This window comes from Paenibacillus polymyxa M1 (genome assembly GCF_000237325.1).
GTDB lineage: Bacteria > Bacillota > Bacilli > Paenibacillales > Paenibacillaceae > Paenibacillus > Paenibacillus polymyxa_C.
Genome location: NC_017542.1, coordinates 2791123 through 2809109, shown reverse-complemented (window position 1 = coordinate 2809109; position 17987 = coordinate 2791123). Strand labels below are relative to the sequence as shown.

General features: G+C 47.2%; 5 protein-coding genes. 1 reads left to right on the top strand and 4 read right to left on the bottom strand.

Annotated elements, in window-relative coordinates; all coding sequences use genetic code 11:
- Positions 1-12 precede the first annotated feature (12 nt).
- The 4 genes from PPM_RS12445 to PPM_RS12425 all read right to left on the bottom strand — a co-directional run bounded on the left by PPM_RS12445 (position 13) and on the right by PPM_RS12425 (position 16630).
- Complete coding sequence (locus tag PPM_RS12445; protein WP_013371225.1) at positions 13-12660, bottom strand: non-ribosomal peptide synthetase; 12648 nt, start codon at positions 12658-12660, stop codon at positions 13-15.
- Positions 12647-13858 carry an ACP S-malonyltransferase gene (fabD, locus tag PPM_RS12440; RefSeq protein WP_013371224.1) on the bottom strand — a complete coding sequence of 404 codons (1212 nt, stop codon included), beginning with the start codon at positions 13856-13858 and terminating at the stop codon, positions 12647-12649. The genes PPM_RS12445 and fabD overlap by 14 nt, the downstream gene beginning before the upstream one ends.
- Positions 13859-14486: 628 nt before the next feature.
- A complete protein-coding gene (locus tag PPM_RS12435; RefSeq protein WP_013371223.1) occupies positions 14487-14711 on the bottom strand; it encodes a hypothetical protein in 225 nt (74 codons plus the stop codon).
- A gap of 530 nt (positions 14712-15241) precedes the next feature.
- A complete protein-coding gene (locus PPM_RS12425; protein WP_013371222.1) occupies positions 15242-16630 on the bottom strand; it encodes an MFS transporter in 1389 nt (462 codons plus the stop codon).
- Positions 16631-16947: 317 nt separating this feature from the next.
- On the opposite strand from PPM_RS12425, the gene PPM_RS12420 reads away from it, so the two are divergent.
- The gene (locus tag PPM_RS12420) at positions 16948-17961 is read left to right on the top strand and encodes a LacI family DNA-binding transcriptional regulator (RefSeq protein WP_014599762.1); all 1014 of its coding nucleotides are present in this window, start codon (positions 16948-16950) and stop codon (positions 17959-17961) included.
- Positions 17962-17987: the final 26 nt, after the last annotated feature.

Below are 17987 nucleotides of genomic sequence, written 5' to 3'. Positions count from 1 at the left end.
CTCGGCCGAATATTATAGGCTTTCATAGAAGTGCTTCATCTCTTCAAACTCTTCCAGGTCCAGATCATCCGCGCCTACGTCTGTTGGTGTCAGTTCCTGACCGGAGTGATCCAGGCAATGACGGATGGCATTTAACAGGTGAGTTTTAAAGCGAGAGAGAAGCTGCTTGATCGTGCACTCTTCGCATGCATTTCGGTCATAGGTTAGTCGGATGTTTAATTTTCCATCTTCCATTCGGCTGCTTATATAGAGAGCATAAAGTGAAGCGCTATTTGCAGCTTGGGAACCTGATGCCACCTCAGCTTCCAGCGGCGATGTTGAAAAATATACCGTTTCCGGGTCCACGGAGTCTATATAACGGAACCCGATTTCCGGATAACGAGAAATGCTGGAATTCGTTTGATTACTGACTTCGGTCAGATATTTTAATACACCGTAGCCCAGCCCCTGGTTGGGAACCTGTCGAATGGTCTCCTTCACACGTTTGAGCAGCATCGAAATATCATCTGCAGATTTGATGTCCAGTACAACTGGATACACGGACGTAAACTGCCCCACCGTTCTAGAGAAATCCAGCGAACTCTGTTCCCCCGGCTCTCGGACCGGCTTTTCCACGCAGAGCGCAATCCGTTCTAGTCCTGACCATTCGGATACTGTCTGACCTAGTACGGACAGCAGCACTTCATCTGGCACGGTGTTGTAGGCATGATTAACTTGTGTCATCAGTTGCCGGGTTTCGTCTGGTGATAATTGCAGGTGGAGCTGGTGTGTCGGTCTCTCCGATCCAGAATCCGTAATGACTCCATGGTCTTTGGGAAGCGTCCCCCACTCAGAGACCTCTATCTTGTTCCAATAATCCTGCTCCTTGAGCAGCTCTTTGCTATTCGCATAATGCTCTAGATGCTCTGCCCACGTTTGGTAAGCGTTCGTTTTGTACGGTAAGACAATCGTTTCCTTGTCCAGCGCTTGCCTGTAGCCTGTTGCCAGATCTTCCAGCAAAATATTCCATGAAATGGCGTCAGCCACTAGCGGGTCTATAGCAAGGAAAAGATGATCACCGCTACCCATTCGGAAAAGCCCTGCTCGAACTCGCGGTCCTTCAAACAGCCGCAGGCTGCTTTGAAGACGTTGACATTCAGCTGCCAATTGGCTGCGTGCTTCGCTTTCCGTTCCCGTTATCGACAGCACCTCCAAAGTCATTAGCTCCTCATTCAACTCTTTGTGAGTTTGCACAACTGATCCGTCAGCCTCTTGTAATAAGCCAAGGCGCAGAGCATCGTGGTGCTCTACAATTTTCTTCAATGCGGCACGCAAGGGCGGCTCTTCAAAGCCCGACTTTGCTAACAGTAGTACTGACGCTGTAGCAGGAAGTGCCTCGGATGCTGAACACCGTTCGAACCAATGGATTAGATGTCGTTGTATCGGTGTCAGTGGCGCCTCCCCATCTACTGGGCTTTGCTCAATCGGAAGGGCCAGTGCTTCTGCATAGCCGCTCAGGATTTCAATGGACGGATGCTCCAATACGTGCCGGATATCCAGCGAATACCCGTGAAGACGCATACGCGCGATGACTTGAACGGCTTTAACAGAGTCGCCTCCGAGCAGGAAGAAGTTATCCTGAATGCCTACCTGATCGCGTCCCAAAACATCTTGCCATACGGCGGCCAAAGCCTCTTCCACATCATTTCGTGGCGCTGCATAGGCCACACCCGGCCGGGATAGCTCTTCAGGCTCTGGCAATGCTTTTCGATCAGTTTTGCCGTTCGGTGTCAACGGTATCTGATCCAGAAAAACGAAGTGAGACGGAACCGAGTAATAGGGGAGCAGTTTGGCAGCATGTTCATGAATGGCCGTCAAGCTAGGTGCTTCTTCTGTATTCAGTACAATGTAGGCACATAGTACGGATTCATGATTTTGGCTTTCATTGACAGTGACAATAGCCTCCTGAACTGCAGAATGGCTCATCAAGGCATGTTCAACCTCGCCCAGCTCAATCCGGAATCCGCGTACTTTTACCTGATGATCGATTCGGCCGATAAACTCCAGGTTCCCATCTGCTTTCCAGCGAGCCAGGTCACCCGTTCTGTACATTCGTGTGCCTGTGGAGAATGGATTAACCACAAATTTTTCCGCCGTCAACTCCTCGCGGTTCCAATAGCCGCGGGCTAGCCCTTCCCCTGCAATGCATAGCTCGCCCGGTATGCCGATGGGTTGTAATCTATCCTGCGCATCTATGACATACATTTGCGTATTCGCGATAGGACGCCCAATGTCGATCTGTTTGGCATGGGTAAGTTCCTGCACTGCCGACCAAACTGTTGTTTCCGTAGGTCCATACATGTTATAAATGCGGGGACCGTTCAATTTCTGCAATGCTTCCAGCAGCCTAGACGGAAGCGCTTCTCCCCCGACCATAATCTCCTGCACACCTTGCAGCGCACGGAAAGCTTCCTCATGGCCCAGCAGCAATTGCAGCCGGGATGGTGTCATTTGCAGCATGTCAACGTGGAGTGTAGTAATCAATTCGCCAAGTGTCTGAGGATCGACCTGATGATGACGATCGCCCAGCACGACGGTCATGCCGCCCAACAGGGGCAGAATCGTTTCCAAAACGAAAATGTCAAACGATATGGTAGTTAGCGATAAAATCGTTTTATTCGCTGCAAAGTCAATCACTTCACGCATCCCAGTGATAAAATTCAGCACCGAGCGATGCTGGAGCATCACTCCTTTCGGATTTCCGGTTGAGCCAGAGGTGTAGATAACGTAGGCTAAATGCTCCGGCTGAGTCGTAACTTCCAGATTGGTCTTTTCTCCTTGATATAATTCCTCATCTTCAATAAACAGAATGTTGGCGTTATAATGGTGTTCTCCTGCCAGATCGTGGCTGGTCAGGAGTACGGCAGCCTCACTGTCACTCAGCATATATTCGATACGGGCTGACGGATATTCAGGGTCGATAGGCACATAAGCACCACCTGCTTTTAGCACGGCAAGCAAGCCGATCATCATTTCCGCTGAACGCGGCGCCATCAAACCGACTAGCTTATCGGGTCCTACACCATTCGCTTGAAGCACCCGTGCCAGTGAGTTAGCACGTTCATTCAACTCCCGGTAGGTCAGACGCTGATCTCCGAACACCAATGCTGTATGACTCGGCGTCTGTTCAACCTGCTTTTCAAACTGCCCGTGTACTGTCTCATTAAACGGGAAAGGTACGACGGTACGATTAAATACGGTTAGCTGTAATTGCTTCTCCTCATCTGAAATAATCGTAATATCGGCCAACCGCATCCCTGCATCCTGCGTTACTTTTTCCAAAATTCGTACAAAATGCTCTGCCAGCCGCCGGACGGTCTCCGGTTTAAACAGCTTTGTGCCATATTCTAAAGTGAAGAACAATCGTTCTTTTTCTTCGGTCACATGCAATGAAAAATCCACCTTGGATATGCCCGCGTTGAATTCCTCCGGTTTAAAACGAATACCTCCTGCTTCCACAATATCTGTGCCGACATTTTGCAAACTGAACATCGTATCGAATATCGGATTTCGACTTACATCGCGTACCAGTTCCAGCTTGTCTACAAGCTTATCAAACGGGTATTCCTGATGCTCCAGTGCCAGCAGCAAGTTTTGCTTAACCTCCTGCAAAAAGGATTGGAACGTTAAAGAAGATTGCGGCTGGTTACGAAGCACCAGCGTATTGACGAACATGCCAATCATCGCTTGCGTGTCTACATGCCGTCTTCCGGCAACAGGTGTACCTACGATGATGTCCTCTTGACCCGCATATTTGCCCAGCAGGACATTATAAACCGCCAAAAGCACCATAAAGATCGTGGACTTTGTATCCTGGGCCAATTTATAGAGTCTGCTCGCTAGTTTGGATTCCAATGTGACGGTCAAGCTGTCACCTTCAAAGCTTTGTACTTGCGGACGTGGAAAGTCTGTTGGCATATTTAGAATAGGAAGCTCCCCATTCAAGTTCTGAAGCCAATATGATTCATGCGCTTTCCATGCCTCATCAGTTATTTGCTGCTTCTGCCAAGCAACAAAGTCTTTATAATGAAGCTGAATGTTCGCAAGTTGTCTACCCTGGTACCGTTGAATGATTTCATTAAGCAGTACAGCCATGGAAAAACCATCAGACACGATATGATGTATATCCACGAGCAGATTGAAGCCACCTTCGATAAATTCGAGCAGTTCGGCGCGGAATAAAGGAGCTGTTCCCAGCTGAAAAGGCTGAACAAACAAGGTCCTGGCCTGTTTTGCTTCTTCCTTGGAAATACGGGTATGCGGGATATCGAATGGAATGGTGTCCCGAACTTTTTGCACCACTTCCCCGTCTTCCAGATCGAAGTATGTCCGAAAAGATTCATGACTAGAAATAACTTCCTTAACGGCTTCAATGAAGCGGGGAACCTCCAGAGCTCCCTCTATGAAAAGCTGGCCAGGGACATGATAGGCCATTCCGGCTCCTAGCTGTTCAAGCACGTACATTCTCTTTTGGGCAAAAGATACCGGATAAAAGGCTTGTCTGTTCACAGCTACAATCGGTTCGTAGGCCCTCTTGCTCCCACCCGCAATATATGCAGTCAGATCAGCAATCGTTTGCAGCTCAAAAATGCGGCTAAGCGGAATGTGTACCCCCAATTCCTTACCGACTCTCGACAGAATCACCGTCGCTTTTAGCGAATCACCGCCCAGTTGAAAAAAGTTATCGTCATGGCTGATATCCGTTACATTCAGAACGTCCTTCCAAATGTCCACAAGTTGATCTTCCATACCTCGGTTCTCTGAAGCGATGCCTGTTTTAGCGAATACGCCTGCTTGTCCCGGTGCTGGCAAAGCCTGTAGATCAGGCTGGCCATTCGGCAGAAGAGGAATATGATCCATCAGAATCCAAAAACGGGGCTGCGTATAATCTGGAAGCATTTCAATTACAGCCTTTTTTAATGCGTCTGCTTCCCAAGGCTTCGATGCGTTTGCGACCACATAGGCGCTTATATATGAGACGATTCCAGTTTCGTCCGTTTGCGGTGTAATGACGCAGGACTCCAATTGGAGAACCTGCAGCAGGTGTTTCTCCAACTGCTCCAGATTAACCTGATGCCCGCGAATATGGATGACCCGATTCAAATTTCCGATATGCCGCAGCTTACCATCGTTCTCCACATAAACCCATTCCTGGGTCGTTCCCAACAGACCTGCTGCTGAGGCTTGATACGCCTCCCCTGCTGTCCCGACAGGCGCCAAATGCTTGTACGCATCAAGGGCGCAAAGATAGTTTCCATTGGCATCGGTATTCGCTGCCCATGCTGCTCGAAGTTTTTCGGTCTCCGACGCACGGAGTAACGTCAGCGCGGAAACGCGAGCCCCTTCTTCCTCTACAAGGGAATGCAGCAGATTCAGGAAATATCCTGACCAGGCCAAGATTATGTTTGGCTGAAAAAGATCTGCATTATAGTCAAAATCAAGACGTAATTGCTTCTGCGTCTCTGTCACGTTCAAAAACAACTCATATTTGCTGAATGATACCTCATGTTCAACGAGCTCCGTCTCCAGTTTATGGAATTGAAAACGCGGAATCGGTCGATCCATATTGAATACAGCCTTTATGATAGGTAAATGTTTTAGCCCCAGCTGAGCGAGTCCGGCAAAGCTGTACTTTTGATAGCTTTCCAGTTCATTCATGCGCTTTTTGACCGTGTGAGCATGCTCCATAAAAGTAGAATCAGGACGCACTTCGCTGATGACCGGAAGCAGGTTGACACAGTTGCCGATCAAAGAGAATGCGTCCATATGGGATTGTCCTGCGGTGGGAACCCCCACCGTTATTTCCCGCTGCCCTGTCAGGCGATGCAGAAAAATCTGAAAGGCGGATAACAGCGTTATAAAAAGACTGCTGCCAAGCTTTATGCTAGCAGACCTCAATTGTTTAACAAGCGGCGTCTCAAGAATTAGGGCATGTCTGCTTCCTCTAGAGGACAGAATCTGCACTCCCCTCACTGGAGATGGCAGCTGGAGGACAGGCTGCTGTTTTTCCAGCATCGCCGACCAAAAAGCCAGGGCCTCTTCCTTTCCTGCTTTCAACTGGTCCTGCTGCCAAACCACATAATTCCGAAAAGGTATCGGTTCAGGAAGGTTGTAGTCAGCATGCCGGACAAGCGCAGAATAGATGTGTTCCAGTTCCTCAATAAATACACCGATTGACCAACCATCCGCGATAAAATGATGGAACGTAAAGACACTCAGATGCTCCTCATCTGATATTTTTAGTAGGTGAATCCGGAATAGTGGCTCACCTGGTATCATGTTAAACGGGGTTTCGCTGTTCTTGATCATCCATGCCCGGAGATGCTGCTCCTGTTCATCGGGATGGTGAGTGGTAAAATCATAGAGCGGGACTTCCACTTTCATCTCAGGAGCGATCACCTGAGTTTCTCCATCTCCGCTCATATAGATATGTAAGGCTTCATGACGGTTTACAATGGTCTGGACAGCCTCGTTGAACGCCTGCTGCTGAAGCGTACCACGAAACCGCAACAAGGCGGTTTCGTGTAAAGATAGAGAATCGCCGCGTTCTGAAACAGAGGCGAACCAAAGCTGTTTTTGATCTGGCGTTAACGCAATAACAGTGTCTGCAGCTGAAGATTCTGCAGGTTCCATTATAGGCTGCCTGCCCGGCCCCGGGCTGTTCCCATTCGGGGGCGGGTCCGGTAAAAAGCCACCTTTGCGCAGCTCGTCCACGCTATCCTTGACGGCTTGTACGATTCTCGCTATATCTTCCTCGGTATGGGCCGTGGACATGAAGCAGTTGCGTCCTTCCCAAATATAGATGCCTTTGTCCAGCATGTGATAAAAGAACAACTCCAGATCGCCCTTGAGCACAAAGCGGAAAAGGGAGCCAAAGTGAACGATCTTCATAGGTACGTGTTCGTCAGTGAAATAGCTGTTTAGCTCCGCCGCTAACGCCGAGGTAAGGCTGTTCAACCGATTTTGCAGCTGCTCGCCATTTTTCTCCAAATGGTTCAGCACCGCTAAAGATGCAGCCATGGCCAGCGGATGATGGCAGAAAGTTCCTGCGACAAAGGTTCGCTGCTGCTCATGCTGTGGATAGGAATCGTCCCCGAATCTCCATGTGCCTCCGTCAATCCCGTTCATAAAGGCGGCTTTTCCGGCAACGATCCCAATAGGTAGCCCACCGCCAATGATTTTACCGTAGGTCACGAGATCCGCATGTACTCCAAACCACGCTTGAGACCCTCCAGGCTGAATTCGAAAGCCTGTGATGACTTCATCAAAAATGAAGGCAGTGCCCGACTGTTCCGTAATCTGGCGAATTTCCTGTAAAAAAGTTTTGGGCTGAAAATCGGGTCGGCGGCTTTGCACCGGCTCCACCATGACCGCGGCCAATTCATGCGCATGAGTGCGAATATAATTCAGGGAATCGTCCGTCCCATAAGGAAGCACGACGACATCGTCTACCATATGCTGCAAGATGCCTGGAGCTAGAGGCGTCGAATGTTCCTTGTTGTCACCCGCACTCCCCAGTGCCAACACCCCGTCGAATGTACCGTGATACGAGCCAGCAAAAATGACGACTTTAGCTCGTCCTGTGGCAGCACGCGCCAAACGGAGCGCGACCATAACGGCCTCGGTGCCGGAATTATACATGGCAACCCGTTCCACCCCGGTCATCTTGCATATTCGCTCGGCCACCTGTCCGGCTATGTTGGACATGGGGCCGATACACATGCCGTGCTTCAGCTCTTCCTCAATTTTTTCACGAATAAAGGCCGGATTGTGCCCGAACAAATTTACGCCAAAGCCCATCGTCAAATCGATATATTCATTGCCATCCAAATCCCAGATTTTAGCCCCGTCTGCACGTTGGGATACAATTTGGTACACCATTTCCTTCAAAACAGGCCGAAAGCCAGCCACATTCCGGTTATTTGCGTATACGGAGCGGTATTGCTGAGTGTATTTTTTGGTGCTGCACGTACGGGCCGTGTAGCGCTCTATCAGCTCTTGCAGGTGTTGTTCCTGACGGAGTGAAAGCAATTCACTTGCTTTAACATCCAGCTTTTTATAGGGCGTATACGGCTTGGCTTCATGTCCTGCCTGCTTGGAAGCAGCCTTTACGGATGGAACTGGTGCTAATCCAGCCGCAACTTTCTGCTTCGGTTCAGTATGGATGATCTGCGTGCTTTCACTAATTCCCGATGGAGAGGCGCTTGTTTGAGGGCTTAATGACTCGGAAGCTATTACGGATGTAGCCGGCTGATGCTGGAGAATGTCAAGCTGCTGTGACATCAGATGCAGCTGTTGCTGCACAATTCGCTCTACAGCCGTAGGAGCTGTAGCGATTGGAAAGTTTGGAGCCCGTGTGGGTCCAGCCGGAACGGCGGATTTAAGAGTCGGTTGGCTTAACGGAAAAGCTGCATGATGAAACTGTTTCAGCGTTGCTTCTGGACGATTTTCCATAGACTGACCCGGGAGTTCAACAGAAGTAGAAATGCTCGCCCGTTCGGCTACGTAGCTGGCCAACCGTTCCAGCGTGGTCAACGATTCGAAAAATTCGTTCATTGGAATGTCCAGTCCGAAGGTATCCTTGATACTGTGGCGAACCTGGGACAAATTAATGGAATCCAACCCAAGCTCGAGAAAATGTGTCTGCGGCTCCAGTTCTTCCAGGCTGAGCTGGGACACGTTACCGATCATTTTCGCTAGCTTTAGAAGTATAGATGATTTATGCTGATCATCGGCAGCAGATGCTGGCGCTGAATACTCGTTCCCCATCATTCCAGACTCCTTTACTGTTGAGTTTTCATGAACTGACGTTTTCTGTTCCGCTCGAACCTGTTCAGGCACGTTAATCCAGCATCTTTTCCGTTCGAATGGATACGTAGGCAGAGAAACCTTTTTATAACGCTTACCTGCATAGAGGGCATTCCAATTGATCTGCGCTCCTTGCACATACTTGGCAGACAGCTGCTCCAGGGATTGGAGCGTGTCCAAGCTTCCAGTGACCATCTCTGCGCTGCCTATGCTATCCGCTATTCCAGTGTATACACCTTCGACGACTCTGCCTTGTTCATGCAACTGAAGCACCTTCGCTTTTAACGCATCCGCTCCTGCAGCAGTCACAGCAATCCGGTGATTCAGATGGCTTCTGCCTGTGTTAGCCGTATAGCATACATCCTCCATCACGATCTCTTCCACGCGCCCGAACTGTTCTGCGTATCGTCCGACCAACTGGCGCAAAGAGGATTCACTCCGCGCCGACAGGGTCAACAGCAGCGGTGATGATTTATTGTTGCTGCCCGTTGGACTTGGATCTGGTTTTGTCTTCTCTATATACTCCTCCAGCACCACATGGCAGTTCGTCCCACTGAATCCAAAGGAACTCACCCCGCTTCTTCTCGGGAATCCGTCCGTCCTCCATTCCCTCAGCTTCGTATTGGCATATACCGGGGATTCCTCAAAATGAATCTTCTGGTTTGGTGTGCGAAAATGAACAAGCGGCGCAATTTGCTGGTGCCTCATGGACAGCACGGATTTGATCAAGCCCGCAATCCCGGCGGCTTCGTATAAATGACCGATATTCGTTTTGACCGTGCTGATCGCCGCAAACTGCTTACGCTGTGTATGCTTGCGGAAAGCCTTGGTAATGCCGTCAATCTCAACCGGATCGCCCAATTTGGTTCCGGTTCCATGCGCTTCGATATAGCTGATCGTTTCAGGATCAGTCCGTGCATCGCGCCACGCCTGCAAAATGACTTCTGCCTGAGCCAGCGCATTAGGCGCGGAAATACCAATCGTGCTGCCGTCCTGATTGATGGCGCTACCCTTGATCACGGCTAAAATGTGGTCGCCGTCTTGTTCCGCTTTGCGCAGCGGTTTCAGGAAAACAGCACCAACTCCTTCACCCCAGCCTGTTCCGTCCGACTGGTCGTCGAAGGCGCGTGCCCGATCATCGGAGGATTCCATGCCAATACCGGCTTTCAGCGGCAGCAAAATCGTTTTCACTCCACCTGCCAAGGCCATGTCGCAGTCTCCATTAAGGATGGACTTGCAGGCCAAATGCACTGCAACGAGTGAAGAAGAGCATGCTGTATCAATTGTTACTGCCGGACCTTTCAGATCGAGCAAATATGCAATCCGGCTGGAAATAATGGACGGTAAATTACCAATGGCAAAGTTCGGCAACGCGCCTGGTTCTACCTCGGACAACAAACGCTCATATTCAAAGCTGGTCTTGGAGAAGCCGACATATACGCCGACCTTTTGGCCTGCCAGTTGCTTTCCCCCATACCCTGCATCCTCAATCGTGCTCCAGGCTGTTTCTAGAAATAACCGTTGGTTCGGGTCCATGAGCGAAGCCTCTCTTGGAGTCAGTTTAAAGAAGGAGTAATCGAACTTGTCTACTTCATCCAGATAACCGCCTTCTGCAATTTGCATATTCCGTCCTTCCGTATTCAGACGCGAAAGAAAAGCTTCGGCATCTTTTCTTCTTTCGTCGCTGTACGGGCCGATATTATCAGCGCCTGATGCTACATTCGCCCAAAACTGCTCCAATGTTTTCGCTTGAGGAAACCTGCCTGACATGCCGATGATGGCGATATCTCGGACATTTGCTTCTTCCTTGGCTTTGGACTCTGCTGTTGCAGTTGCATCTCCGCTTAGATTTTGACTGGAGATATACGCAGCCAGCTTGGCGATGGTCGGATAGGAAAAGAAGTCCGTCACCTCAATATGAATCCCTAATTGATCCTCCAATTGGTCCACAATTTGAACAAGCTGCAAGGAAGTTACTCCGATATCAAAGTAGCTGTCGTCTGTCCCGATCGACTTTATATTTAAAATATCCTGGCATATTCCAATCAGCTTCTTCTCTACTTCTCCTTGAGGCAAGACCGCACGCTCAGCTGATTGTGTGACCCGAACAGCCTCGGCCAGTGCTGTCAATATTTCATCAAATTCGCCCTGCTCATAACTCTGGGCTAATTTGAAGCGCTGAACCTTTCCACTGGTTGTTTTAGGTATACGCCGGATCGGAACCACCTTGTGAATATGCCAGCCTCCCCGGTAATTCAGATGGCTTTTCAGCTTTTGGGCAAGCGGTACAAAATGCTCTATTTTTTTTGCGTGCATTACAAAGGCTATAATACGATCCTGCCTTGTTTGCGTATCATGTACACCGCACACAGCTACTTTTCCGAGTTCCACACCATCCAGTTCCTCGGCGATTCTCTCAATATCATGTGGGTAGACATTCTGTCCGTTCACAAAAATGATATCCTTGGCTCTACCGGTAATAGTCAGGCGTCCGTTTCGCATAAACCCTAAATCTCCAGTGATAAGCCAGCCATCCTCCGTTATAACCTTTGCGGTAGCTTCTGGATTGTTATAATATCCGGATGTAACATTTTTGCCGCGGATTTGCGTGTATCCAATCACCCCATCATCAAGCACCTGATTTTGTTCATCACAAATACGGACAGAGGTATTAGCCAATGGATAACCCAAATCCAAAAAAGTAAGACACCGCTTGTCAGACTTGTCCACTTCTTCGACAGGCTCACCAACGTGTAACTGGTGCCGGTTCAAATGAATGGGAATAAAAGTGTTTTTGTCCAGAGGCGGAGAGGAAACACCTACACTCGCTTCTGCCAGCCCGTAGACGGGTAACATGGCATTTTTATTCAAACCATGAACACTCATTGCATCCATAAACACATGACAAAGCTCTACAGATATTGGCTCAGCTCCATTTAAAATCATACGAACACTCGTCAAATCCCAGTTAGCTGCTGTTTCAGGTTTATACTGATCGAGAAAAAATTTATATCCAAAATTGGGAGAGCATATTTGAGTAACCTTATGCTCCGATACTTTTTTCAGCCACAAAGACGGACGCCTGATAAAAAGTGCCGTCGGCATAATCAGCTGTTTGGCATTAGCAATCACACAGGTTAAATGAAATGCGATCAATCCCAGGTCATGCGTAAGCGGCATCCAGCCCAAATAAGCATCCTTGGAGCTCATGTCTGTTTGATTTGCAATATCCCGGATATTGTAAACTAGATTTTCATGCGTCAGCATGACTCCTTTGGGATCGCCTGTAGAACCCGAGGAGAATTGGATAAAAGCTAGCTCCTCCGGTTTGGATATATGAAATACGCCTTTATTCTGAGTGGAATAATCGAATCTATGGCTTGAAAAAGTCGCTTTTTTAACCGGCTCAAAGGAATCCAGCAGCTCGTGCTGTTGCGCGTATTTTTCAAGCTGCTCTAATACCTTCTCATCTGCAACCATATATGGGCGGGAGAGTGTGTTCCAGATTTTAAACAATTTCATTTTATGCTCATCATTATTCCCTATGCTTACAGGTACAGGAACGATTCCACCAATCAGGCAACCCCAAAATACATTCAAAAAGTTATGGTTGTCGTCGATCTGTATGATCAGCTCATCGCCGGGTTTTACTCCTTGTTCCTGTAATTCATAAAGCACCTGTAATGCTTGCTCCAGAAGTTTCCTGTAGGATACGTATTCCTCTTGTTTATCACCGGAAATAAAAATGATTCCGTTCTCATCCCGGCTTGCACGGTCCTGAATGATTTCAATTAAGGTTTTAAACTGCTCCATCCTGATCCCTCCTCAATTGCTCTAGCATTGCTTTCCGCTCTCCTTCGGAGACCTGTTTGGTTTGCAACACAAGGCAAATACACTCCAGTATTTCCTGTCTTTGCTCAGAAGCAGGAGGCGAACTGCTGCCTGATTCCAAGTTTCGCAGTAATTTTTCCAGTCTGCGCACAGGTAAAATAACACCCTTTCGATACTCATCTTCATTCCAATTGGCGTTGGGAGTAGACACTGCTAGTGACAGGGAACAGGCAATCCAATCACGGATCGAGAAACGGCTGCCCAGTTCAAAGCGATCCAAGTCTCTGTCCAAGGACAACACTTCGATATTAGGGCTTATTTCCCTCACTAAATTTTTCAGCACTGTTCGTGGACCTAACTCGATGCCTTGTTTTACGCCATGATTCATCATATATTGCACGGTTTGAACCCATCGAACCGGGTGAGTCATTTGCAAAATCAATCCTTGGCGTATGCTGTCAAGATCGCGGTATGGCTGAGCGGTCACATTGGAGATCACGGGCCATTTCGCTTCATTTAAAGTGTACTTTTGCAGCTCTGCGGCCAGTCTGTCCGCAGCAGGCTGCATAAGCGGACTATGAAAAGGGCCGCTGACCTGCAACCGCGTAATTTGGGCTCCTCGCTGTTCTAACTCGTCAGCTGCCAAAGCGACAGAGGTATGATGACCTGAAACGACGTATTGGCTAGGTGAATTGTAACATGCAATGGCTGCAGGCTGATCGACTGTGGAGTACAAACGACAGCATTCTTCCACTTCGCCCAGCTCAGCTCCGCGAATGGCAATCATGCTGCCCAGCTTTGTCATTGCGGCTTCTTCCATAAAGCGTCCCCGCTCTTGGACTAATCGTAAAGCGTCTCCAAAGGACAGAACACCGCTGCTTACCAGCGCTGAATATTCACCTAGGCTATGACCAGCTGAAAATTCAGGGATAATTCCGATTTCATGCATATAACGCCGGAATGCAATGACACTGATCGTGAGAAGTGCGGGCTGCGTATAGAATGTTCTGGATAGCTTGGTCATCGGACCTGCTATGCATAAAGCTTTCAGATCATATCCCAAAATATCAGCAGCCTCTTCGAATAAGCGATCCGCTTCTGCAAAGCCGCTATGCCATGTAGCCCCCATTCCTACATACTGAGATCCTTGTCCAGGAAAAACCAAAGCCATACGATTCATATCAAACCCCTTTCCACAAAAATTATGGAAGAACAAAGGTATCTTTACATTTCATGTATGTATACATATGTATGGTGACATTAAGATGTAGAGAAAACTGCAGTAAAAAGCAACGAAGTCGATTGCCAAAAAACAGTAATCGACATATGGAAGTGAATTGGTAATAGGGTTCCGTTCGTGGTGTGATTGTGAACAAAAGTCAGGTGTGTGAGTAGACTTGGAAGTGTAAAAACCTTGGAGTATACTGAAATTTCAGGCTTGAAAGCTAAAATTCAGCATCATAGATGAATGGTGTGAAATTACTGGAGTCATACAGGGTGTTTTTCTATAAGTAAGCGTTAAATATGGAATATTTTATTTATATATTAAATATGGACTCGAAAAATGTCAATATCCATCCAATTCCTTTAATAAGAGAAAATGATGAGATATGAATGTTTTTGTTACATTAAGCGTAAAAGTAAATTAAAGTATGGAAATATAATGTTAAGTATATTATACACACAAACCATGTCCTTTTTTGTCTAAAAAATCAGGCATGGTTTGTAATAACAGATCATGGCAGGGATCATTAAGCCCCTTTCGTTAAATGAATTAGCTTCGTCCGTTCCCTGTAATCGGAACTACTTCAGTTAGCCGGGTCTACAGCGAACCATATCACAAACGGCAAGTCGGTTATAAAATCAAGGGTCTTATATCTCAGATGGGTGACAGTAGCCTGAATGACCCCGTCAATTTCCAGCACATAGCAATCATTGTGTTTAATGTTCTGCCGAATGAGAGCAACATCTGCCTGAGCGGCAGGCCACTGGATTCCCAACTGCCGGATCGTTTCGTACGCTTCGTAGGTCATATACTGTTTGTCTGCACTAAGTTAGCTGAATGTTCAGGTAAAATATGATGAACGAGATGAGGAGTTAAAACCTATCTGCCATCAAAGACCTATATAACAATAAGATTATCGACTATTAGATCAGCTGCAGGAAATGACTTGGAATTACTTTAGCCATTTTCAAATTTATGGATACCCACAGTTCGAACCGCAGCGATTATTGTTTCGTCACTTCACGAATACTCATATGTTCTTCGTTCACCAACCGGACTGCCTCCATCTTTACATCTAAGGAGTATTGCCGGAATGATTGTCCCTTTTTAGCCATGAAAAATCCCCTCCGTATTCAACAAGATTAAATCCATCTTAACAGAGGTCTTTTCTCTCTTGTCTACTAGAAGGGGATAATACCACGCTGCCCTGTCCTTTTATAAATGAATAAAATCCGAATACCCCTCTATGAAAAAAGCAGCCCCTCTTGAACTGCCTTACTGCTATTCACTTCAACAATAGGATGAGTTCATTCATGGGCTACCTCATTTACCAAGTAGCTATTCAGCGTTTTTTAAGAATTCAAGCTCTTTGACAATACCGGGAAATAATTTATCTAGATTGTAAAATGCCAGCAATAAAATTTGCAGGATAGCCAAGATAATTGGGACGTAGATAAACATGAAATGAATAGACGCTAGCGCAGTAGTACTGATTGTAGCTTGTCCACCAGCATATCCTCCCAATGCCAGTCCCCAACCGATAAGTGCCGCTCCCAAACCGCCTCCCGCTTTTGTGCCGAAACTGCCCGCACTGTACACCAGTCCTTCGGTGCGCATCCCTGTCTTCCATTCGCCATATTCAATGGTATCTGCCAACATAGCAAAGAAGGTTCCGAGAATAGCGGCATGCCCAAGCGCTTTAATAACGAGTCCCAGACAGACCGCCATCAGACTTGTGGGGCTGACGGCAATGACAAGCGATCCGACAATCAGGAGGATACTTCCGATAATGGAGGAATTTCGTTTACCGATCCGCTTGACGACGGGGGGCAATAGCATATAACCAAACAGGGAAGGAAGCAGTAAGGATATGCCGAGGACTCCAATCAGATTGGCGTCTTTTAACACATAACGTGCGTAGTAAATATTCATACCTGTGCCCAGTGCGTTATTTATAAAATAGACCACAGCAAACCCAAGGATCAATTTCCAATACTTATTACGCATCAGCGCTCCAAAAGCGCGTCCAAACGGAATTGGCTTTTGTACAACAGATGGAGTAACCCTTTCCTTGGTACTGAAGAAGGTAACGAGAAATAAAAAGGTTCCGAGCAAGCCAAATATAATAAAGGTGTAAATCCACCCTTTTTGACCGCCGCCGAATGACTTCACTAACGGGAGGGTGAAATAATTAATTAGCAATGCACCAATATTCGCTAGACTCATACGAAAAATATTAAGCAGAGAACGCTGGTAAGAATCCTGCGTTATCATGGAATTAAGCACACCATAAGGGACATTAATGCTGGAATAGATAAAGTTCATTAGCAGATAGGTAACGTAAATGTATAGAATAGTGATCGTCATATTTCCACTTGGAACCGTGAACAAGAGAATTCCAGACAATGCAAATGGCCCGGACATCCACAGTAACCAAGGACGGGCCTTCCCGTGTCTGCTCTTCGTTTTATCAATCAAAGCCCCAATCGCGACATCAATAAACGCATCCAGTACGCGTGCAACTAGCATTAAAGTACCAATGACCCCAGCGCTGATCCCGATTACATCTGTGTAAAAATAGGACAGAAAAGTCATTGCGGCGGCAAACAGCAACTGGCTGGCAAAATCACCGAATCCATAACCAATTTTTTCTTTCAGCGTAATATTTGAACCGGTTTGCACTGAAGTCTCATTTCCCATTACAACAATATCGCTCGAACTTCTCATGCTCATGCTCCTTTTCCCTTGTTATTCTCTACAATTCAATGCCATCAAGAAAACGTTTTCTTAATCATCAAAAAAACAAGCTGAAATACCTTGAATCCAGCTGATTATTGGTAAAAACAATTGTTTTTGTCCAGAAAATACTAGAAAACGTTTTCCGGGGTTGATTATACTCTCCTTATAAACCAAGGTCAAGCGCTTTCTTTGCTCTGGAATCTTTGTTAAACTCAATAAACAATTCAATAAACTGATATAATTAATTCAATCCACTTTGAGAAACTTTTTCTAAATAAATACTTGCTTGAAAGTCGGTGTGTACAATGAAAATGACTATAAAAGATGTGGCTCGAATGGCCAACGTCTCCATTTCAACGGTTTCCAGAGTTATCAATAACAGCCAGACGGTGAACAGTGAAATACGCAAACGAGTTCAGGATGTCCTTGAAGCCACTCAATTCCGTCCAAATGCCATAGCACGGACACTGGTAAAGAATGATACATCTCTGATTGGGGTACTTCTGCCCGCGATTAAAAACAACGTCTTTGATGACATGGTTGAAGGCATCAATCAAGTAGCGCATCTATACGGCTTCGATGTCATAATCGCCTTGTCAGGGGGGGACGAGGATTCTGAAATACACTATTACAATATGTTCCGTGAAATGCAGGCGAGCGGAATTATTATATCGGTAAGCGAAATCCGGGATGCGCTATTTGCGCTCATTGAAGCGGCGGGAATTCCCTGCATCCTTGTCGGACGGGATTTTCGAGACCAATCCATTCCTTCCGTGCATGTTGACAACATAACGGCTGCTTTTGAAGCGGTAACTTATCTAATTCAGCAGGGGCATCAAGATATAGCGATGCTGCAGGGACCAACGGGGGATATTTCAGTGGGCAATCAGCGTTTTTTGGGCTATGAACAGGCATTGAAGACCGCTCACCTGCCAGTACGTGCCGAACGTGTGTTGGAAAGCGGCTTTTCAGTTGAAGACGGCATAACCTCTATGAGAAAACTTTATCATTCAGGCCCATTGCCTAGTGCGGTGTTCTGCGCAACGGACCGAATTGCCATAGGTGCTATGAACTTTCTGGCCGAAAATGGTGTAAAAGTACCTGAACAGGTCTCCTTCTTGGGATTTGACGACATTGATATGGCTACAATAATCCGGCCTAAATTATCAACTGTCCGATATTCAGCATCCGAACTGGGCATGGTTGCCGCCCGCAATCTCATTAAGCTTATTAGAGGAGAAGAATTAGCAGCTGTCCACTGGTCCATATCGCATCAGTTAGAAATTCGGGACAGCATTACAAAACATAGAGTATCCTAACCTTTGATGGTCCTACGCGGTTACTG